Genomic DNA, 21,462 nt, shown 5'->3' with positions numbered 1-21,462 from the left:
GCCCCATGCTCACGCACCCGACCTCCCTCTTTACCTATGGCAACCGGCCCGCCGGCTGCCATGGTCGAGCTGCTTGAGTTACTGACGAGCGACTTTCCAGGCGCCCCGGGCCGACAAGGCCCGGGGCGCCTGTCGTTTTCCGGGGGTTGTCGGTCGGGGGTGGCCGTTCCGCGACGAGGAGATCCTTATGACCGCCACCACGCCCGAGCAGACCATCGCCGATGCCCGGGAGCGCATCGACGCTCTGGACGACCGGATCATCGGTCTGATCCAGGAACGGGTCGCCGTGTCCGCCGTCGTCCAGGAGGCGCGGATCGCCTCCGGTGGGCGGCGGGTGAGCCTGACCCGGGAGAACGAGATCCTCAGCCATTACAGTGCCGCGCTCGGCAAGCCCGGTACCTCCCTGGCGATGACGTTGCTCGAACTGTCCCGGGGTCGTATCTGAGGCCGGTCGTATCTGAGTTCGGGGCCGCCCTCACCCGTACGGCGCGTGACCGCCTCGCGAACCGCTTCGTTGGGGGTGGTGTCCGCGCCAGCCAGGGGCGGGCCCGAGAGAACCACGCGTGGCTCGGCTGGGGCGATGAGACGTACGGATCGTGCCGTGCGTCGTGGGACCTCGCTCCAGGGTCGTGACCGGACGGCAGGGGACAGCAGCCCGGTCACCCAAGAGAACGGTCGGCTCCGGGGACGCCCGGGGCCGCCCGGCGGAAACTGCAAAAATGCACAAAGCCGGATCGAACGGTTGCGGAGGCCGCGTCCATCCAGCACGATGCGTAGAGGGCCTTGAGGCTTTCCCGAGCCCCAAGTCCCCATGCAGACAACCGCATTGCAGTGCACTGTTCCTCTGCCGGACCCCCGCCAAAGGTCGAGACCAAGCGTGCGCCCCGTGTGCGCCGGGGCGCCGACCCAGGGCACTTGAGACAAGCGGCGCAACCCCCCGGCGCCGCTCCCAGGCACCGGCGCTGCCCTGACGTCGGTGCTGACGGAGAAGGGCCCCGCGGCTCCGTCCCGCGGGGCCCTTCGCTTGTCCGTTGCCTGCCGGCCTCAGGTCAGGTCCGGGTGGCCGTGCCGCAGGTGCCCTCGCCCTTGGTGAGGTCGCGGCTCCGGTCGTACGGGTCCTCCGTCGGACCGGTGGGCGCGGCGCCCGTCGGGGACGCGGAGCCGAACTCCGGGTGCAGGTAGCCGTCGTAGACCCCGCAGGCCGAGTTGCCGAAGTCCGCGTTGTTCTGCCCGAGTGCCAGCAGGCCGGGAGTGGCCTGGTAGCGCGTGGGGTCGAGGACTTCCAGGTCGATCACGCGACGGACGATGGTGCGGGCGACCGTGATGGAGCCGTCGGTACGGACCAGCGGGTAGACGAAGGTGTAGTCGGTGTGCACGGTGACGCCGCCGTCGTCGCTCTTCCCGAAGGTGATGCGTCCGCGCGTCTTCACGACGTCGCCGACCAGTCGTACGTCCTTGGGGTCGAAGCGGCTGAAGAGCTGCGTGGGGTCCTGCGCCTTGGTCGGGGCGGTCAGTGACGCGTTCAGCCGGTCGAACGTCTTGGTCTGTTTCGGGTCGAGGACGGCGAGCGCGGCGGCCGGGCGGTCGCCGCGGATCGTCTTCGGGTCGAGGTTGGCGCCGACGAGCAGGATCTTCGTCTGCTGGAGGGCCAGTTCGACCTGGTCCTTCGAGAACTTCCCCACGGCCTCCGCCTTCGGCAGGACGATGCCGGCCGCGCCGTCGGCCCAGTTCAGGGCGGGTGAACCGGCGAACGGCCGGTCCAGGGTGGGGGTTTCGGGGTCGACGGCGGAGGGCGCGGTGGTCGGGGCGGCCGTCTCCGGCGCGAGCGGGGTCGCCGCGGCGGGGTCCGAATCCGCCTTGCCGCCGAAGGGGTCGCCCGGGATGAGCGACGGTTTCATCGCGACCACGGCGACGGCTATCGCGAGCGGGAGGCCGAGGACGGCCCACGCGCGGCGCCTGCGCCGGGCCCGCCCGTTCATCTCCTGCCAAGCGGGACCGGTCCGCCAGCCCTCGGGCTCCTGGCGCCTGCCCTTGCCCTTCCTCTTCCCCTTGCTCTCGTCCTTCTTCAGCCGCTCGGTCACCTCACGGGCGCGGGCGGACGGTTCCTTCGGGGCGGAGGCGCGGATCTCGCGCTCCGTGTCACGGGCGAACTGTTCCCAGACATCGTCGGGGATCTCCGGGATCGAGGACGGTTCCTCTGAAGGCTTGTCAGACACGTCCCCAAGTTCTAGACGTTCCGAAAGCCTGTTCACAAGAAGAACTTGGGTGTGACACAGCCCACATAAGAATCCTGTGAGAGTGGGCACAACCGTTCTCAGGTTTCCCGGGTCTCACCTGCATAACCAAGGGCCACACCCGCGCCCCACACGCGGAGCCCTCCGACCAGCGTGCTGCGCTGCCGCAGCACACCGGACTTCCTGAGGACTTCATGAAGCTGCGCCGTGCCATGGCCGCGGCGGCCGCGACGGCCGTCATCGCTCCCCTCGCCCTGCTCTCCGCGCCCGCCGCGTTCGCGGAGGACTCGGCGTCGCCGACCCCGAGCGACAGCGCGAGCGAGTCCGTCTCCGCGACGCCGTCCGACTCGGTCTCCCCGACGCCGTCCGACTCCGACTCCGCGTCGCCGTCCGGCAGCACCCTGCCGAGCGACTCGACGTCGCCCTCGGCGAGCGACAGCGCCTCCACGTCGGCCACGCCCTCCACCTCGGCCGAGCCGAGCGGGGAGCCGACCGACCCGGACGTGCCGTTCTGCGAGGACCTGGACGAGGACTTCTCCGACGCCAAGGTGTCCGCGGACATCAAGGGCCTGCCGGGCAAGATCGTCGCGGGCGACGGCTTCCACAGCTTCAAGCTGACCGTCACCAACAAGTCGAAGACCACGGTCGACGGCGTCGCCTTCTACGCCGAGGTCGAGAACTACGAGCTCGACGAGTCGAAGTTCCTGAGCCCGTACGTGGACCTGGAGTTCAAGAACCCCGAGTCCGGCAAGTGGGACCGCATCGGCAACGACGAGTGGGCCGGTGACTACTTCTTCTACGTCAACGCCCTGAAGTCCGGGAAGAGCGAGACCGTCGACCTGCGCGTCAGCATCAGCGCGAAGGCCCCGGCCGGCGACGCCTACTCCTTCGGTTCCGGCGCCTACCTCGACAACATCAAGGGCCAGGACTGCATCGCCGAGGGCTGGGCCCAGTACGACTTCGAGGTCCTGAAGGCCGGCTCCTCGAACACCGACCCGGGCACCGCCACCCCGAGCACCGGTGACAAGGACACCTCGGTGAAGAAGCCGCAGGGCGAGGTCTCCGACCTCCCGACCGGCAACCTCGCCGCGACCGGCTCCAGTTCCGCGCTCCCGGTGATCGGCCTCGTGGGCGGCGCCGCCGTCGTCGCGGGTGCCGCCGCGGTGGTCATGGTCCGTCGGCGCAAGAGCGGGGCGAGCGCGTAACACGTAGCTCGCCGCACGAGGAAGGACCTGCGCTCGGAGGGGGGCGCAGGTCCTTCTGTTTGTACCGGCCGTTCAAGTACCCCTGATTGGCTACGACTTCGGCGGCACCGTCGGCATCCCCAGGAACGGCAGCTTCAGCGCGCCGAACGCGCCCTCGGGGACCGCCGGTCGACGCGGCTCCACCGGCTTCAGGCGTTCGTACGACAGCCCCTGCTCCGGGCGCGGGTCGGGCTCGCCCTTGTTGGGCCAGTACGACATCGCGCGCTCCGCCTGTGCCGTGATGGTGAGGGACGGGTTGACGCCGAGGTTCGCCGAGACCGCCGAGCCGTCGACGACCGAGATGCCGGCGTGGCCGTAGAGGCGGTGGTACGGGTCGATCACGCCGGTCTCGCGGGAGGCGCCGATGGGGCAGCCGCCGAGGAAGTGGGCGGTGAGCGGGGTGCCCATGAGTTCGCCGACGTTCGAGCCCGCGAAGCCGTTGATCTCGGCCGCGATCGCCGCCGCGCCCTCCGAAGCGGCCTTTATTTGCTTGGGGTTGGGGGCGCCGTGGCCCTGACGGGCCGTCAACAGTCCTTTGCCGACGCCGTCCGGTTTCAGGTACGTCGTCAGGGAGTTGTCCAGCGACTGCATCACCAGGCCGATGATGGTCCGCTCCGACCAACGCCGGTTGGAGAGCGAACGCAGGACCAGGACAGGGTGCTTCGCCGCGTTCGCCAGCCAGCCCAGCGCCCTCGACGAGCCCTCCGCGTACGGGACTTGGAGGATGGAGAGGCCGCCCATCGAGTTGGAGCCCTTGCCGTAGCGGACCGGTTCGATGTGGGTGTTCTCGTCGGGGTGGATCGAGGACGTGATGGCGACCCCGCGCGTGAAGTCGACCCGCCGGGTGCCGGTCGCCTTGCGGTAACGGCGGTTGTTCGTCTGCGCGCCGACCAGCGCCTCCGAGTTGGTGCGCGTCAGCTCGCCCAACTTCTCGGAGAGGTACGGCAGTTGCCCACCCGCCTTCATGCGGTGCAGGAGGGTCTGGGTGCCGTAGGTGCCGGCGGCGAGGACGACCCGGCGGGCCTTGAAGGTACGGCCCTCCGACGACTTCCTCGCGTCCGTGGGCAGGGTGGCTATCGCGTAGCCGCCCTGCGAGTCGTCCGTGACCGACACGACCGTCGTCATCGGGTGGACCTTCGCGCCCGCCTTCTCGGCGAGGTAGAGGTAGTTCTCGTTCAGTGTGTTCTTGGCACCGTGGCGGCAGCCCGTCATGCACTCGCCGCACTCGGTACAGGCCTTGCGGGTCGGGCCCGCGCCGCCGAAGTACGGGTCGGCGGCCTGTTCGCCGGGGCGCGCCTTCGCTGTTCCCCCGGCGTCCTTGCCGTCGCCGAAGAAGACGCCGACGGGGGCCATGTGGAAAGTGTCGCCGACGCCCATCCGCTGGGCCGCGGCCTTCAGGTGGACGTCCGACGGGGTCATCGTCGGGTTGAGGCGTACGCCCAGCATGCGTCGGGCCTGGTCGTAGTACGGGCTCAACTCCTCTTCCCAGTCGGTGATCTCGCGCCACTGGGGGTCTTCGAAGAACGGCTTCGGCGGGACGTAGAGGGTGTTGGCGTAGTTCAGGGAGCCGCCGCCCACGCCTGCGCCGGCGAGGACCATGACGTTGCCCAGCAGGTGGATGCGCTGGATGCCGTACATGTTGAGCTTGGGGGCCCAGAGGTAGTTCTTGAGGTCCCAGGAGTTCTTGGGGAGCGTGGTGGGGGTGAAGCGGCGGCCGGCTTCCAACACGCCGACGCTGTAGCCCTTTTCGGTCAGGCGGAGGGCGGTCACTGAACCGCCGAAGCCGGAACCGACGACGAGGACGTCATAGTCGTAGGCATCTTGCGACAACGTGTTCTCCTCATTGAGATTCGCTGCGGGTCGTGTGTGGCTGGTCGCGCTCACGCGGCGGGGGCCGCATATCGACACAGCCCCGCGCCCCTGGGGTGACTACCTCAGCCGGAATGCCTTCATGGCACGGAGGCTCCTGCTCATGAACTGCGCATAGCCCTCGTCGTCCATCCCCAGCGAAGGCGCCATCGGCAACAACCGCTGCTGGGCGATCGTCTGGGCCTCCGTGTACTTGAGGATGCCCTCGGAGCCGTGGCGGCGGCCGAGGCCGGAGTCCTTCATGCCGCCCATCGGGGACTGGACGCTGCCGTAGGCGGAGGCGTAGCCCTCGTTGACGTTGACCGTGCCGGTGCGGAGGCGGGCGGCGACGGCGCGGCCGCGGCTGCCGCTCTTCGTCCAGACCGAGGAATTGAGGCCGTACGGCGTGGAGTTGGCCTCCGCCACCACCTCGTCCTCCGTCGAGAAGCGGTAGACGGAGACGACCGGGCCGAAGGTCTCCTCGGCGCAGACGGCCATGGGGGCCTCGACGCCGTCGAGGATGGTGGGCTCGAAGAAGTACGGGCCGATGTCCGGGCGGGCGACGCCACCGGCCACCAGCTTCGCGCCCTTGGCGACCGCCTCCTCCACGTGGCGGGTCACCGACTCCAACTGCCGTTCCCCTGCCAGCGATCCCATGTCCGCGCCGTACGCGAGGGACGTGCCGAGGCGCATCGCCTTGGTGCGGGCGGCGAAGCGTTCCAGGAAGGTGTCGGCGATGGACTCGTGGACGTACAACCGCTCGATGGAGACGCAGAGTTGGCCGGCGGAGGAGAAGCAGGCGCGGACCGCGCCCGCCGCCGCCTTCTCGATGTCGGCGTCCTCCAGGACCAACATGGCGTTCTTGCCGCCGAGTTCGAGGGAGACGCCGATCAGGCGGGCGGCGGCGCTCTGCGCGACCTCGCGGCCGGTGCGGGTGGAGCCGGTGAAGGAGACGTAGTCGGCGTGCTTCACGACCTCGGGGCCGACGACCGGACCCTCGCCGAGGACGACCTGGAAGACCTCGGCCGGCAGGCCCGCCTCGATGAGGAGGTCGCGGGCCCAGAGGGCGGTCAGGCAGGTCTCCGTGTCCGGTTTCATCACGACCGCGTTGCCCGCCGCGAAGGCCGGGAGCGCGTCGCCGACGGAGAGCTCGAACGGGTAGTTCCAGGGGGCGATCTGGCCGACCACCCCGCGCGGGTGCCGGAGTTCGGTGACCTTGGTGAGGGTCGGGACGGCGCCGGTGTGCCGCTTCGGCTTGAGGTAGGCGGGGGCCTTGCGGCCGTAGTGGCGGGCCGCGACGGCGACGGCCTGCACCTCCTCGTGCGCGTGCAGCCGCGCCTTGCCGGTCTCCAGCTGGATCAGGTCGAGGACCTCGGCCTGGCGGGCGAGCACCAGGTCGTGGAAGCGGAGCAGGACGGCCGCGCGCTGCCGTACCGGCGTCTGCGCCCACAGGGCCTGGGCGGCGCGGGCCGCGTCGAAGGCCTTCGCCACGTCCTCGGGTGTGGACTCGGGCAGATCGGCGAGCTTCTCACCGGTGAACGGCGAGTGGTTGGCGGTCCGGCCGGAGCCGACCACACCCTTCGTGAGCTGGGCGACCAGCTCCGGGGTGACCACATCGGCGGCGGTACGGGCGCCTGTGGGGGCCGGCGCGAGGGGGTTCGTGCCGGTCGTCGTTTCCGTACCGGTCTTTTCCGGGGCCTGCGAGTCCGTCATGTGCGGCAGGGTATGCCGCGAGGGGAGGTTTGGGTACCCGTCGGTAATCGGGATTCACGCGGTACACACATCACGCCAGCGATCACTGGCAACGAACACGCTGATCAGGGCGTTGTACGGGGATGATCACCCCCGGATCGCCACCGGACCGCCGCCGGATCACTTTTCCGTGAGCCTGAGCCGGTCACGGGCGCCCTTGAAGAGCGCGGTGCCCTTCTTCTCGTCCGGGGTGCCCTTGGGCATGTCCACGCGCAGTTCGTACATACGGTGATCCGCGGTGCGGATGATCAGGGCCATGATGCGGGTCGGAATGCCGGACCGCTCGTAGACCGTGTCCGCGAGGACGGCGTCCTTGTTTCCCCGGAAGCTGGTGCGGGTGTACTGCGGGTGGGACGTGCCCTTGCCCAGGGAGTGCGCTTCGGTGAGCGGTGAGTCGGCGGCCGGGTCCCACTCGGTGAGGCGGACCCGGAGGGTGCCGGTGCCGTAGGTGACGGTACGGCTGCCGGATCCCGTCTGCGCGCCGAGCCGCTTGGACTGGGACGGAAGGGAGAGGACGGCGGACAGCTCCTTCTCCGGGTGGGCGGTCCAAGGGGCGATCTTGGTGATGTTCCGGTCCAGGAGGCTGTCGACGACGGTGCCGAAGACCAGACCGGCCAGGAGGAGTACGCCGAGGGTGATGAGGGTGATGAGAAGGGCACGCCGGGGGCGGGACTTGGGCGTGGGCTCGGGCTCCGGTACGGCGTCGGAGACGACGGCGGCACCCTCGGGCTCCTCGCTGGGCGGCGCGTCCTGGACGGCGGCCGTCGGCTCCGGTACGTCCTTCCCCTCGGCCACCGCGTCCAGTACCGCGCCGACCTCCTCCGCCCCCGGCCGCGCCTCCGGGTCCCGCTCCAACAGCCGTAGGACCAGGGGCCCGAGAGGCCCCGCGCGGGTCGGTTCGGGTGGATCGCCGGCGAGGATCGCGCCGAGGGTGGACTCAACGGTCGTACGCCGGAAGGGAGATGCCCCTTCGACGGCCGCGTACAGCAGGACGCCCAGGGACCACAGGTCGGAGGCCGGTCCCGCGCCCGTGCCCGACATGCGCTCGGGGGCGATGAATTCGAGCGAGCCCACGAACTCCCCGCTGGCGGTGAGGGATTCCTCCCCCTGGATGTGCGCGATGCCGAAGTCGGTGAGGACGACGCGGTCATGCGGGCCGAGCAGGACGTTGGCGGGTTTCACGTCCCGGTGCACGATCCCCACGGCGTGGGCGGCGCGCAGGGCGCCGAGGACGGCGCGGCCGATGCGCGCGGCCTCGGCGGGGGCGAGGGGGCCGCGCCCGAGCAGTTCGTGGAGGGACTCGCCGCGCACCAACTCCATGACGATCCACGGGAGTTCGTCCTCGATGACGACGTCGTGGATGGCGACGGCGGAGGGATGGTCGACCCGGGCGGCGGCGCGGACCTCGCGGTAGAGCCGGTGGGCGGCGCGCTGGAACTCCTCGTCCTCCGGGTCGCCGGGCAACCGCGGTTGTTTTACGGCGACTTCGCGGTCCACGAGTTCGTCGAAGGCCCGCCATACGGTACCCATGCCGCCGGCGCCGATCCGTTCGAGCAGCCGGTAGCGACCGCCGACCAGACGTCCGTCGCGCACCTGTTCGCCGACTTCGCTCATGCCCCATCAGTACCGCGCCGGATACGGCCTTGTCGACGCGCGTCCTACTTCCCGAGCACCAGCGTGTCGCCCACCCGCCGCACCTCCGCGACACCGGTACCGCCGAAGTGCGCCGGAATGACCAACTCCCCCTCGTCCGCCGCCCGTTCGAGCACGCGCCGCCGACTGTCCGCGGCCTGCCGGGGATCGAGGCAGAAGCAGCTGCTGCACTCCGGGTGCGGAATCTGGACGGGGCTGTGCAGCAAGTCCCCGACGAACACGGCCCGTTCACCGCCGGAGGCCACCCGCAGCACGGACGAACCGGGCGTGTGTCCGGGCGCGGACTCCAACGTCAGCTGCTCGTCGACGCGGTACGTGCCGTCCCACAGGGTCGCCAGCCCGGCGCGGTGCACGGGCGCGACGCTGTCCTCGTAGGTCAGGCGGTCGTCGGGCCGTACCGCACCGCCGTAGTTGTTCTCGGGCCCGAAGTGGAAGTCGTCGGCGGCTGGCAGGAGGTAGCGCGCGTTGGGGAACAGCGGCACCCAACTCCCGTCCACGTCATGGGTGTTCCAGCCGACGTGGTCGCCGTGGATGTGGGTGTTGACGACGACGTCGACCTCCTCGGGCCGTACGCCGGCCCGCGCCAGCCGCCCCGGGAGGTCGCCCTGGCTCATGTGGAACAGCGGATTGCCGGGCCGTTCCCGCCCGTTGCCGACCCCGGTGTCCACGAGCACGGTCCGCCCGGCGCTGCGCACCACCCAGGTCTGGAGCGCCACGACGGCGCGGTCGGTCTCCGGCTCCCAGTGGTCGGGGGCGAGCGTCTCGCGGTGCTTCTGCCAGACGTCGGCCGGGAGGTCCGGGACGAGGGTGCGGGCGGGGGCGTAGGGCCGCGCCCACTCGACGACTCGTACGACTTCGACGTCACCGATGGTCAGGGTCTGTGTGTTGTCCTCGGTCATGGGAACGAGCCTAGGGAGGACAGTCCGAGTGTCTCAATGCGTGAACTGCTCGTCTGAATACGCATACAGCTCACTGGTGCCCCTCTCGCGTACTCTGGCTGCATGGACGTGGTGAGCGACGCGATCTCCGCCGTACGGACCGGGCAGCCCTCCTCCAACCGCCTTCGGGTGAGCGGCAGTTGGTGCACACGGCTCGCGCCGTACGAGGGTGCCGGGTTCCATGTCGTGCTCGCGGGCGGCTGCTGGCTGGTGCCCGACACGGGCGGTGAGCCGGTGACGCTGGGCGCGGGGGACGTCGTCCTGCTGCCGCACGGTGCGGGACACGTGCTGGCGGACTCGCCCGGGGACACGGCGCGCGCGGTGCCGTTCGAGGAGATGCGGCGGCCGGCCGGTGACGGGCGTGAGGTCGAGTTGCTGTGCGGGAAGTACCGACTGGACCGGAGCCGGACGCATCCGCTGATGGCGGAGCTGCCGGAGGTGGTCCATCTGCCGAACCGGGTCGGCCGTCACCCCGAACTCCGGTCGGCCGTGGACCTGTTGGCCAACGAACTCGACGAACGGCGGCCGGGGGCCTGTCTGGCGCTGCCGAGTCTGCTCGATCTGCTGCTCATCTACATGGTGCGGGCGTGGATGTCCGAGGCGGAGAAGGGCAGTTGGCCGTCCGTGCTGAACGACCCGGTGACCACGGCCGCGCTCCGGGCCCTGCACTCGGACCCCGCCGCGCCCTGGACCAACGACCGGCTGGCCGCGGCGGCGGGTGTGTCCCGGGCGACGCTGGCCCGCCGGTTCACCGCGCTGGTGGGGCGGGCGCCGATGGCGTATCTGACGTGGTGGCGGCTGACGTTGGCGGCGACACGACTGCGGGACACGGACGCCTCGTTGGCGGCGGTGGCGCGGGAGGCGGGGTACGGCAGCCCGTACGCCCTGTCGCATGCGTTCAGTAGGGAGTTCGGGATGACACCGGGCAAGTACCGGGTATCGGCGGGGAGTTCGTAGTTACTCGCCCTCGCCGTCCGGACCGTCGTCGTACTCCTCCGCGAGCCGCAGCCCGAGGTCGGACTCCCATTCCAGGGCCCAGTGCCGCAGTTCCGCGGTCTCCGCCGCGTCGAGGCCGTGCGCCGCGAACTCCTCGTCGCTCACCCAGACGACGCTCTCCAGCCGGTCGCGCAGACCGAAGAGGTCGAAGTCCGGGCCGTCGGCCCCGAGCGCCAGCTGCTCCAGCTCGATCACGGAGTGGTGGCGGCAGGCCGCGCGCACGTCGATCACGTCCTGCGGCAGACCGCGATCGCCGAGCGCGCGCATGCTCGTGAGCGCCGGGTCCTCATGCCCCGCCGCCTGCTCCTGCGAGCGCACCGCCACCTCCCCGGCTCCCGGCGTCCGGTCAGTCGTCCGTGCCGCCCAGTCTCAGAATGGCGAGCCGCGTCCGGTCGAGCACTCCGGCGTAGGTGTGGACCTCGTCGATCTCACCGGCCAGGTAGTCCGTCCCCCCGTCCGCCGTGACGCTCCGGCCGACCTGGAGGTCGCCGGTGGGCGTCCAGGTGTCCTGGCCGCTGACACTCGCCGTGTCCGCGGCGTAGTCGTAGTCCACGTAGAGCCGCAGCTGGTCGGTCCGCTCGTCGTAGACCACCGCGAGGAACTCGTCCTCCCCCCACCCGAACGGCGCGACGGCCGCGCTGACCGTCGTGGTCGGCGCGCCGACGCTGTCCTCGTGGGCGACCACGGCCTCCCAGGACCTGGACGCGGCGACGTAGCGCAGGGTGAACAGGTCGGTGTGCGCGCCGGGTTGGGACAGGACCGTCATGTCGCGCGTGGCCGTGTCCTCGTCGAGGCGCACGTGGGCCGTCACCGAGAAGCCCGCGTCGGACGGGCGTACCGCGTCCGGTGTCGTGGCGTAGTCGCCGTCACCGTCCAGGAGCAGGTTGCCGGTGCCCACCATGGGGTACAGCGCGGGGGTGCAGTCGGGGTTCACGTCGCAGTCGTCGGTGCCCGTGTAGATCGACGCGTCGCCCGCCAGGGTGAGCGGCTCGCCGCCCGCGAACTCGGGGCTCTGGCCGCCGGGCGCCGTCTCCAGGTCCCAGTAGCCCTGGCTCTGCGGGGTGCGCGTGGCCGCGGTCGTGATCTCCGCGGGGACGAACACCCGGTCCCAGACGTTCACTTCGGTGAGCAGGCCGTGCCAGTGCGCGGTGGCCGCGTCGGCGCCCGCGCCGAGCCGCAGGGTGCCCGTGCCGCCGGTCGCGGCGGTGTTCTCGGCCGTGCCGACGAGGTCTCCGTCGACGTAGAACCGGGCCGTGTGCTGCTCGGCGTCGTACACGCCGACGAGGTGGGCCCACTCGCCCGCCTCCGGGGAGCCGCCGGTGACGTGTGCGGTGCCGCCGTCCTCGGTGGGCAGCGCGAAGGACCAAGTGGGGGCGCCGGTCGCCGAGTTCGTCGCCGTACCCAGGGAGAAGCCCGCCTGGCTCACGGCGGTCATGCCGGCGTCGAGGGCGTCCGGCCGGACCCACACGCCGACCGAGAAGATCTTCGCCGTGTCCACCGCGGAGTCGAGCGTCACATACGCCTCGTCCGTGCCGTCGAACCGGGCGGCGGAGGCGATGCCCGTCCCGGTGGGACCCTGCGCGTCGGGGGTGACGCCCGTACCGGTGTCCGCGCCGGAGTCGTGCTGCGGGTCCCAGTGGGAGACCGCCGCCCGGCCCGACCTGACCCGGACGAAGTAGGTCGTCCTGGCGCTGACGTGGCCCGCGGCGTCGATCGCCTGGGCGTAGAGATAGGTGGCCCCGTGCGTCTGCGGCAGCCAGCGGAAGGAGACGGCGGCGCCGGGCTCGGACGCGGTGAGGGTCTGCGGGAGGCCGCCCATCCACTCGTAGCGGTACGACACCACGTCGTCGGACGCCGAGTCGATGACGAACGTGCCGTAACTACCGGTCCCGTCATGCTCGTTCGAGTCGTCCGGATACTCCTGCGACGAGACGACCGGCGCCTGCGGCGCCTCAGTGTCGTCGGCCGCCCTCGCAACTCCCGTCATCGCGGCCGCGGTCAGTGCCACGGTGGCACAGGTCACCCCGGTGCGTCTCCACTTGGACATCCTCACGATCAAACCCCTCCCAAGATCCGGTAAAGAGGAGGATGACCTTAACTGCCGCCACTGACAACGCATTTGCGCGCCGTCGCACCGCCGCTCACAGCGTGTCGACGTCCAGGTTCGCGATCGCCGCCTTCGCCACCTCACGGCCGCGGGCTGTGAAGTCGCCCTTGCCGGGATAGCTGATCGTGAGGCGGTACATGTTGCCGGCGGTGGTCTTGTAGTAGAGGATCTGCACCTCCCAGGGAAGGGCGTCCTGGCTGTCATCGGTGAGGTAGGCGATCGTGTTCGTGGCGGCGGGCCTGCCCCGATAGGTGCCGGTCGGCTTCGGTCCGGTCTTCCCGCCCTTCGCCATGTCGAGTTCGGAGCTGCCGCTCTCCTTGAAGTCTCCGTTGTCGTCGTACATCTGGGCGGCGGCCGAGTCCTTGATCTCGCCGAGGGTGTCCTCGGACTTCCGGTCGAGAAGCAGGCCGATCTGGATGGTCCCGCTCAGGTCCGTGTACGTGACCCAGTGACCCTTGTCGGTCTTGCGGTCGGGCACACCGCGCGTGTACTTGGCGGGAACCGCGAGCGTCGCCGCCACGTCCGTCTCGTGGTGCTTCTTCCAGCCGGGCGGGAGCGTCCGCGATCCGGCGAACGGGTTCGCGATCAGCAGACACGCCGTCACCGCCGCCGCGACGACCACCGCGCCGAGGCCGAACCACGTTGTGCGGCCCGGCCGGAATCCCCTTCCGGTTCCGGGGCGTTCGACGTACCGCACCTCCTGCGTGGGCACCGGTGCCGGCGGGTTGGCCACCGACTCCAGTGCGGCGCGCACCTGGGCCGCGTTCGGGCGGCTCGCCGCGTCCTTGGCGAGGAGGGCGGTGATGAGATCGGCGAGCGGGCCCGGGGCCGAAGTCGGCGGTGCGGGCACGGAGTTGAGCACCGACTGGAGGGTGGCGGGGGTGTTGCTGCGGCGGAACGGGGAGACGCCCTCCGTCGCCGCGTACAGGACCACGCCGAGGGACCACAGGTCGGAAGCGGGGCCGGGGCGCTGGCCCAACACCCGTTCCGGCGCGATGTATTCGGGCGAACCGACGAAACCGCCGGTGTCCGTCAGGTTCGTCTCGCCCTCGATCTGCGCGATGCCGAAGTCGGTCAGGACGACCCGGTCGTGGCGGCCCAACAGGACGTTGTCCGGCTTCACATCGCGGTGCAGGACGCCCGCCGCGTGTGCCGCTTCCAGCGCGCCGAGGACCTGGAGGCCGATGCGGGCCGCGTCGCGCGCGTCGAGGGTGCCCTCCTGCAACGCGTCGCCCAGCGAGCGGCCGGTCACCAGCTCCATCACGATCCACGGCTGACCGTCGACAACGGCCACGTCATGCACGTTCACGACGGCCGGGTGGTCGAGCCGTGCCGCCGCGCGTGCCTCGCGGCGCATCCGCTCGAAGGCGTTGGCACGTTCGCGTTCGGGAAGGTGGTCCGGGACGCGGGGCTCCTTCACGGCGACCTCGCGGTCCACCGTCTCGTCCTTGGCCCGCCACACCGTGCCCATGCCGCCGTGCCCGAGCTTGCCGAGCAACCGGTACCGCCCGGCTATGAGGCGTCCGGTGCCGGGGTCCGGCTGCGGCGCGGGCGGCGAACCGGGCGCCGCGTACGGGTTGTCCGGATGCGGCACCGGCGTCGGCACGGCCATGCGCGGGTTCGGCGGCTGCAGGGCGAAACTCGTCGGCTCGTCCGCTCCGTGTCCGGCTCCCCCGTTGCTGCTCATACGTCCATCCCTATCTCGCCGGACGCCACCACATCCACCTCTGGCGCTTTCCGGTCACAGAGCCGTGACCGAGGTCGCGGCTTATCTCCCGTTTAGGTGCGTACGAACGTGTCCAGCGCGACGTCGAAGTACTCCTTCGCCTCCCGCACCTTCCCGACCGGCGCCGACACCCACACGTCGTACATCCGGCCGTTCTCCTCCCAGCACATGTCGTACGTGTGCCGGGGTCCCTCCGCCGTGCTGAAGCCGTTCCAGCTGAACTCCCAGAGCGCGGCGGGGTGTCCGTAGTGCGTGGTGTCGGTGACCCTGCCGTCGTGGTAACCGGGGTTCGTGTCCGCCCCGTCGGCCGCCGCGCTCTTCATCACCGCGAGCGGGCCGCCCTGTTCGGGGTCGGACATCTTGACGCCGAGCCGGAAGGTCTCCCCCGGCGACATGTAGAAGATGCGCTCGCCCTGCGGCACGCGCACGAAGTCCTCCGGTACGGCGAGGGAGAAGCCGTCGGGGTCGTGGGCGATGCGGTAACCGGAGGGCGCGGTGGGGGTGTTGGCGGTGGCCGAGGGGGTGGGTGTGGGTGTGAGTGTGGGGGACGGTGACGGCGTACCGGCACTCGTGGAGGTCAACGGCGCCGAACTCACGGGCAGGGCACCGCCGTTGCCCCCGTCCCCGTCGTCCCCCCGCATCAACAGCGCCGCCGCCGACACCCCGGCCCCCGCCATCGCCGCGACCAGCAACGCGGCCACGAGCACACCCCGCGTGGAACGCCGAGGGGCCTGCTCGGCCGTGGAAGAAGGGGTGGGCGGGGACGGCGATGGTGATGGCGGGGACGGCGATGGCAGGGGCACCAAGTCCCGTCGCGGGACGTCCCGTTGGGTCGGCGTGTACCCGGGTGCCGGCTTCGCCGCATGGCCGGATGTCACCTTCGGATGCCGCCCCGTCGACGCCTTCGGCGTCCGCCCGGTGTCCAGGAAGGCCCGCAGCATCCGCTCGGCCTCCGCCGCCTCCAGCCGCCGTTCCGGATCGCGTTCGAGCAGTCCCAGTACGACGGGCAGCAGCGGCCGGGCCTGCTCCGGCGGGCGGATCTCGTCGACGACGACCGCGTGCAGGATGCCGCCCAACGAGTCGCGGCGGAACGGCGATTCACCGCTCAGCACCGTGCACAGCAGCGCGCCCAGCGACCACAGATCGGACGCGGGACCGGTCCGCACGCCCGACATCCGCTCCGGCGCGGTGTACTCGGGCGAGCCGACGAACGCCCCGCTCTCGGTGAGCGTCGTGGCACCCGCGACCTGCGCGATACCGAAGTCGGTCAGCACGACCCGCTCGGAGCCGTCCTCGTCGGTGGCCGTCTGCAGCAGGACGTTGGCCGGTTTGATGTCCCGGTGCAGGACGCCCGCCGCGTGCGCCGTGCGCAGCGCGCCGAGGAGGGCGATCCCGATCCGCGCGGCCTCGGCGGCGTCGACCGGGCCGCGGCTGGAGATCCGCTCGGCGAGCGAGCCGCCGTCGATCAACTCCATGACGATGTACGGCCGTTCGTCCTGCTCGACGACGTCGTGCACGACGATGATGTGCGGGTGCCGCAGCTGCGCGACCGCCCGTGCCTCGCGCAGGGTGCGGTCGCGGTACTGGCGGGCCTCCTCCTCGGAGAGGGAGTCGTCCTGGGCGATCTCCTTCACCGCGACCTGCCGGCCCAGGAGTTGGTCGGTCGCCCGCCACACGACGCCCATGCCACCGCGCCCGAGCCGCTGCTCCAGTCGGTAACGCCCGGCGATCACCCGGGTGTTGTCCCCCTCGGTCCCCATGCGCACCATCATGACGCAACCGCAAGCGGTCAGCCCGAGTTGGGACTCCAGCTCTGCAGGACCGTCTTGAACTGCGCGCTCGTCTGGGCCCAGTCGGCGGCGGGGGACGACATGTAGATCGCGAACTCGACGCCGTCGCGGGACATGTACGTCTCCTCGATGGCACGCCGGGGTCCCGGGAAGGGAGTGTCCTTCGCCAGCGCGGTCCAGGTGTAGTCCCACAGGGAGCCCGGACGGTCGCGGTAGGTGTTCGCCGCCAGGGTCACCCGGTTGTAGTCGACCAGCTTCTGGAGCTGCACCTCCAGGTCCAGCTGGTGGTCGTACGCGGTGGGGAAGTCCGGTGAGGTGTCGATGGCTATGCGGACGAAGTGCTTGCCGTTGTCGGGCGTGTAGTCGACCTGCTTGATGCCGTCGGCGTCGCCGTAGACCTTCCGCTTCCAGCCCTTGGGGAGGGAGACGTCGAAGCCCCAAGGGTCGTGGTGGACCTCCCAGTTGGCGGGAAGGGAGCCCTGCGCCGGAGACGACGTGGCGTCGGTCGCCGTTGGGCTCTGCGAGACGGAGGCGGCCGGGCCGCCGTCCTGCCCGCTGTCCTGGTGCCACTTCTGCAGCCCCAGCGCCGCACCGCCGCCGACGAGCGCGGCGACGACGACCACCAGGGCGACCGAACGGAGCCGGCGCCGCTTCGACGGAGCCGGCGCGGACGTGAACGCCGTACTGGCGACGACGGGCGTGTGATGGGTCGTCGGCCCGGTCGCCGACGGATACGGCGTCGCGCCCCGGGTCGCCGACGGGTACGGCGTCGCACCCGAGCCCGAACCGAAGTCCTCCGCCGACCCGCCCTGCTGTGAGCCCACTCGCTGCGTCGGCAGCCACTCCTCCGCCGCCCGCGGCCGCCGCCCCTCGGCGGCCTCCGCGAGCATCTGCTCGGCCTGGTCCGCGTCGGGCCGTAGCGCGGGGTCCTTGTTCAGCAGCGCGGCGATGACGGGCGCGAGCGCACCGGCGTACCGCGGTTCGCCGGCGTCCTCCTCGACGACGGCCTGCATCGTGGACAGCGGCGAGGTGCGGCGGAAGGGCGAACGGCCCTCAACTGCCGTGAAGAGCGTGGCGCCCAGCGCCCACAGGTCGGAGGACGGTCCGGGATCGGCGCCGCGGACGCGCTCGGGGGCGAGGTAGTCGACGGACCCTACGACCTCTCCCGTGCGCGTGATGGTGCTGTCGCCCTCGATCTGCGCGATGCCGAAGTCGGTCAGCAGCACCCGCCCGTCCTGGCCGAGCAGCACGTTGCCGGGCTTGACGTCACGGTGCAGGACACCGGCGGCGTGCGCGGCGCGCAGGGCACGCAGCACCCATACGCCGATGCGCGCGGCCTCGGCGGGCTCGATCCGGCCCTTCTCCTTGACCTCGTCGGCAAGGGAGTTGCCCTCGACGAGCTCCATGACGATCCAGGGGCGGCCGTCGTGTTCGAGTACGTCGTGCACGGTGACGACGGCGGAGTGGTTGATCCGCGCGGCGGCGCGCGCCTCGGCGCGGGTGCGCGCCAGCAGCCTCGGCTGGTCGCTCTCGGACACATAGAGCGCGGCCGTCAACTCCTTGATGGCGACGGTCCGGTGCAGTACCTCGTCGTGCGCACGCCACACCCGGCCCATGCCGCCGCTGCCGATCGATTCGGCGAGCCGATAGCGCCCCGCGAGAAGCAGGCCCTGCATCTGATTCACGTTTCCCCGCAATGCTCTTGACAGGCTCAGCGTAAGGACAGGGCCTCGTCCAGGGAACCAGCGGGGTACCACGGAGACCGCACTGTGACGGTTGTCGCTTCTGCGCCCGGACGGGAACCACCGGGGCTCGGCGCGCCGCCTCCGCAGGTCACCCGGTGTACTGGTAGGTCGACGACGCCTGCTCGTACAGCCGTGTCACTTCGTCGCGTTGAGCCTCCGGGCCGCGTACCTGCACGATGTGGTAGCGGCCGTCGATGAGGAACGCCATGTTGCGCACGAACAGGTCGCCCCCCTGGCTGTCCGTCCAGGTGAACTGCCCCTCGGCCATGGTCTTTCCGCCCACCGTGATGGTCCGCAGCCCGGTCGCGGTGGCCCAGCTGGAGTTGCGGTACGGCTGCAACTCGGCCTCCTTGTCCCGCTGGTAGACCATCGGGTCGCTGCCGTCCGTCGTGGCACTGTCCCGTCCCGCTACGACGATCAGCTCGAAGTCGCCGTGGGAGTAGACGACTTGACCGCTCCCGTTCTTGGGCGTCCGGGTCCAGCCCTTCGCCACCGCGATCTGGAACCCTTCGGGGTCCTTGCGCAGCACGAACCCGTCGCCGACGTTCGGGCCCGTCTGCGTCTCGGTCGAACTGGCGGAGTTCGAGGGGCTGTTGTGGGCACTGGGCGAGGTCTGATCGGGCTGCGGCTGACTGCTGGCCCCGGCCGAGGACTGACTGGGCGCGGTACTGGCTTCCCCGGCGGCCCCGGTCCGATCCCCTTGCCCTGCCCCGGTGTTCTCCCCGGACTTGGGCATGAAGAGCATGGCGTACGCGACCGCGCCGGCGAGCAGCAGGAAGACGAGAATCAACAGGGTCCGGCCAAGTCGCCGCGGTGACCCGCCGACCTCCTCCTTGGCCCGCTTGTGCCGGCCGTGCGGGCTGGTCGCGGGCAGCCCGGCCCGCCGCCTGCGCACCAACTCGCCGCGCCGCCGCACGATCGGCAGCCGCCGCGGGTCGGTCGGCGGGGTGGCGACGACATGCGTACCGGCCTCGGGCTCGGGTGCCGAACGCACCAACGACCGCAGCCAGCCCCGCAGTTCCTCGAAGTCGAGCCGCTCGGTCGGGTCCTGCCGCAACAAGGACTCCACGACCGGCCTGAGCGGCCCGCACTCCTCGGCGAAGGCAGGCGGCTCCGCACACACGAGCTGCACCAGCTCGGCGGTCGCCTCCTCGGGATAGGGCGCATGCCCCTGCACGGCCCGGAAGAGCAACGCCCCGAGCGCCCACAGATCGGTGGCAGGCCCGATCGGCGCGGCCAACTGCCAGTTCTCATGCACCGGTACGGCCTGCTCGGGCGCCCACCGCTCGGTCACCGGCCCCACGACCGTCATCCGCACCTGCCGCGCACGCTCGGCGGCCAGCGCGGTAGCGGGCCCACGGCGAGCCGGCGCACCGGCGGAGGCCAGCTCGTCCCAACGGGCTGGGGGGCGGGGGGAGTTGCCGGAGGTGTTGGCGGCTCCCGGCGAGACGGGGCCGTCGAGGCGGGGATTACCGGCGGAGGGTACGGCGGACTGACCCGCGGCGGGGGCGAGGGCGCCGTAGGTGGAGGGGTCTGCGCTGCGGGTTGAGGGGTCGGTGCCGTAGGGCGCGGGGGCCGTCCCGTGGGAGCGGGGGTCGGTCCCGTGGGCCGGGGCGCCCGCGCCGTAGGGACGGGCCTCTCCGGCGTAGGCCGAGGGGTCCGCGCCGTGCGCCGAAGGGTCCGCGCCTTGAGGGCGGGGTGCGCCGCCACGGGCCGGGGCGTTCGCGCCGTAGAAACGGGTGTCTCCGCCGTAGGGCGGAGCCTCCGGACCGTAGGCCCCAGTGTCCGCGCCATGGGCAGCAGGGTCCGCGCCATAGGCCGACGCATCCGTGCCGTGAAGACCGGCGTCGCGGCCGTGGGCCGAGGGGTCAGCGCCGTGGGGGCGGGTGTCGGCGCCGTAGGCCGGGGCGCCCGCGCCATAGGGACGGGCCTCTCCGTCGCGCGCCGAGGCGTCCGCATCGTAGGGACGGCCCTCTCCGTCGCGGGCCGGAGCGGTCGCGTCGGGGAACGTGCCTGTTCCCTCGGGGGACGGTGTACCGGCGCCGCTGCCTTCCTGCGGAGGGTACGGTCGGTCGCCTTGCGTGGCCGGGGCGCCGGGGCGTGGCGTGGCGCCGTGCCAGGCGGTGTTGCGGACGCCGTAGGGGTCGGCTATCTGGCCCGGGGGTGTGGTGCCGGGCGGGTGCTGCTCCACGCCGTTGCCGCCGGAGTACGGCAGTTGGGCCGAACCGTTGGCCTGGGCGGTGCCGCGCTCGCCCTCGACCGGGGGCCGGGCACCGGGGAGCGCCGGCTGCTGGGTCTCCTGGACCCGGGCGGCAGCTCGCGCGCCCGCGCGGTACGCGGCGATCGCCCCGGCCCGCGCGGCCCTGACGTCACCGCCGACTTCCGCTTCCCTGCGGGCCAGCGCGGCGGAGGACGGGCTTCCGCCACCGCCCTCCGCACCGACTCCGGGCAGCCCTCCGGCGGCCCGCGCCTCGATCGCGGCCCGCCGGGCGGCTTCGGGGTCCACCGCACCGGGGCCCACGGCGGCCGCACCGGCGCCCGTTCCGCCACCCGCGCCGCCGAAGCCGATCGCGCCGCCGCCACGGGAGTTACCGGGGACCGCAGGGAGCGTAGAACCGCCGGGAGCCCTGGGACCGGGCGGAGTCGTCGAGCCGGAAGGAGATACGGAACCGCGCGGGGCCGCAGAACCCGCACGCGGTACAGCGCCGCCGCCCTGCGCCCGGAGACTCGCGGGTACCGCTGCCCCGCCGCCGTGCTGCCCTTGCTCCCCGCGTCCGTCCTCGTCGCCGTCCTGGGGCGGCACCGGGTCGTAGCCGCACAGTGCCTCCTCCGCCGCGCCGACCGCGAGGCCGGTCAGCATGACGCGGCCGTCGTCGCAGACGAGCACCGTGCGGGCGGTGATGTTCCGGTGGACCCAGCCGTGCGCGTGCAGGACCCGCAGCGCCATCAGCACGTCGGAGGCGACCTCGGCCGCCCGGTACGGCGACAACGGCTTCTCGACGAGCAGCGTGGCAAGCGTCTGGGCGGACACCAGTTCGCTCACTATCCACAGCGAACCGCCCTCGGCGAACACGTCGAAGACCTGGTCCAGCCGGGGATGGTCGGGGATCCGCGCCGCGGCCTGCGCGGCCTCGACCGCGCGCCGTACCGCCGGGTCGGAGGGCCGCCGCGTCGCGGTCCGCGCCGCGGCCGGCCGCCGCGCCCCGCGATCACGCGCCGTGAACCCGTCGGGCAGCCCGTCCTCGCCGAGCACCTCCGCCTCGACGACCTCCGGCAACGGCACCTGGCGTACCAGGACTTCCTGCCCGCTGTAGGTGTCGAAGGCGCGGGTCTCGGTGAGTTCGTACTCGTCGGAGGGCGGCAGCGGCAGGCGGTAGCGGTCGGCGAGCACCCGACCCGCATAGTCGTCCACGTTGCCTCCCCCGGCCG

General features: G+C 71.6%; 14 protein-coding genes. 3 read left to right on the top strand and 11 right to left on the bottom strand.

The genetic code is table 11. From position 1 onward, the window contains the following. Window positions 1-187 precede the first annotated feature (187 nt). Entirely contained in the window at window positions 188-445 is a 258-nt protein-coding gene (locus tag OG496_RS34380) for a chorismate mutase (RefSeq protein WP_366489240.1), read from the top strand. Between the two features lie 604 nt (window positions 446-1,049). Here OG496_RS34380 and OG496_RS34375 read toward each other — a convergent pair. Continuing rightward, window positions 1,050-2,216, bottom strand: coding sequence for a hypothetical protein (locus OG496_RS34375; RefSeq protein WP_405973665.1), 1,167 nt, complete (start codon window positions 2,214-2,216; stop codon window positions 1,050-1,052). Between the two features lie 212 nt (window positions 2,217-2,428). Between OG496_RS34375 and OG496_RS34370 the strand changes: the two genes are divergently transcribed. Then, window positions 2,429-3,439 (top strand): cell wall protein, encoded by a 1,011-nt coding sequence (locus tag OG496_RS34370; RefSeq protein WP_366489237.1) that lies wholly within the window; start codon window positions 2,429-2,431, stop codon window positions 3,437-3,439. Window positions 3,440-3,529: 90 nt separating this feature from the next. Here the strand turns inward: OG496_RS34370 and OG496_RS34365 are convergent, their stop codons facing one another. The 4 genes from OG496_RS34365 to OG496_RS34350 form a co-directional block, all read right to left on the bottom strand. Continuing rightward, window positions 3,530-5,308 carry a GMC oxidoreductase gene (locus OG496_RS34365; protein ID WP_405973664.1) on the bottom strand — a complete coding sequence of 593 codons (1,779 nt, stop codon included), beginning with the start codon at window positions 5,306-5,308 and terminating at the stop codon, window positions 3,530-3,532. 99 nt (window positions 5,309-5,407) lie between these two features. Further along, complete coding sequence (locus OG496_RS34360) at window positions 5,408-7,039, bottom strand: succinic semialdehyde dehydrogenase (protein WP_405973663.1); 1,632 nt, start codon at window positions 7,037-7,039, stop codon at window positions 5,408-5,410. A gap of 159 nt (window positions 7,040-7,198) precedes the next feature. After that, entirely contained in the window at window positions 7,199-8,692 is a 1,494-nt protein-coding gene (locus OG496_RS34355) for a protein kinase domain-containing protein (RefSeq protein ID WP_405973662.1), read from the bottom strand. A gap of 44 nt (window positions 8,693-8,736) precedes the next feature. After that, complete coding sequence (locus OG496_RS34350) at window positions 8,737-9,630, bottom strand: MBL fold metallo-hydrolase (protein ID WP_405973661.1); 894 nt, start codon at window positions 9,628-9,630, stop codon at window positions 8,737-8,739. A 102-nt stretch (window positions 9,631-9,732) separates the two neighbouring features. Here OG496_RS34350 and OG496_RS34345 point away from each other — a divergent pair, with 102 nt between their 5' ends. Then, on the top strand, window positions 9,733-10,626 hold the full coding sequence (locus OG496_RS34345) for an AraC family transcriptional regulator (protein WP_405973660.1): 894 nt from the start codon (window positions 9,733-9,735) through the stop codon (window positions 10,624-10,626). Here OG496_RS34345 and OG496_RS34340 read toward each other — a convergent pair whose 3' ends face one another. From OG496_RS34340 to OG496_RS34315, 6 genes are all read right to left on the bottom strand, one after another. Further along, window positions 10,627-10,983, bottom strand: coding sequence for a hypothetical protein (locus tag OG496_RS34340; protein WP_405973659.1), 357 nt, complete (start codon window positions 10,981-10,983; stop codon window positions 10,627-10,629). Window positions 10,984-11,011: 28 nt separating this feature from the next. Beyond that, entirely contained in the window at window positions 11,012-12,712 is a 1,701-nt protein-coding gene (locus OG496_RS34335; RefSeq protein WP_405973658.1) for a LamG domain-containing protein, read from the bottom strand. A 94-nt stretch (window positions 12,713-12,806) separates the two neighbouring features. Next, window positions 12,807-14,459 (bottom strand): serine/threonine-protein kinase, encoded by a 1,653-nt coding sequence (locus OG496_RS34330; RefSeq protein ID WP_405973657.1) that lies wholly within the window; start codon window positions 14,457-14,459, stop codon window positions 12,807-12,809. A 92-nt stretch (window positions 14,460-14,551) separates the two neighbouring features. Continuing rightward, on the bottom strand, window positions 14,552-16,258 hold the full coding sequence (locus OG496_RS34325; protein WP_405973656.1) for a serine/threonine-protein kinase: 1,707 nt from the start codon (window positions 16,256-16,258) through the stop codon (window positions 14,552-14,554). 29 nt (window positions 16,259-16,287) lie between these two features. Next, window positions 16,288-17,964, bottom strand: coding sequence for a serine/threonine-protein kinase (locus tag OG496_RS34320; protein WP_405973655.1), 1,677 nt, complete (start codon window positions 17,962-17,964; stop codon window positions 16,288-16,290). Window positions 17,965-18,121: 157 nt separating this feature from the next. Continuing rightward, entirely contained in the window at window positions 18,122-21,445 is a 3,324-nt protein-coding gene (locus OG496_RS34315) for a protein kinase domain-containing protein (protein ID WP_405973654.1), read from the bottom strand. Between the last annotated feature and the right edge of the window lie 17 nt (window positions 21,446-21,462).

The sequence above is a fragment of the Streptomyces sp. NBC_00988 genome (genome assembly GCF_045162645.1).
Taxonomy (GTDB): Bacteria; Actinomycetota; Actinomycetes; order Streptomycetales; family Streptomycetaceae; genus Streptomyces.
Note: the sequence above shows the minus strand (reverse complement) of the source record. Positions and strands in the feature narration are given on the sequence as shown.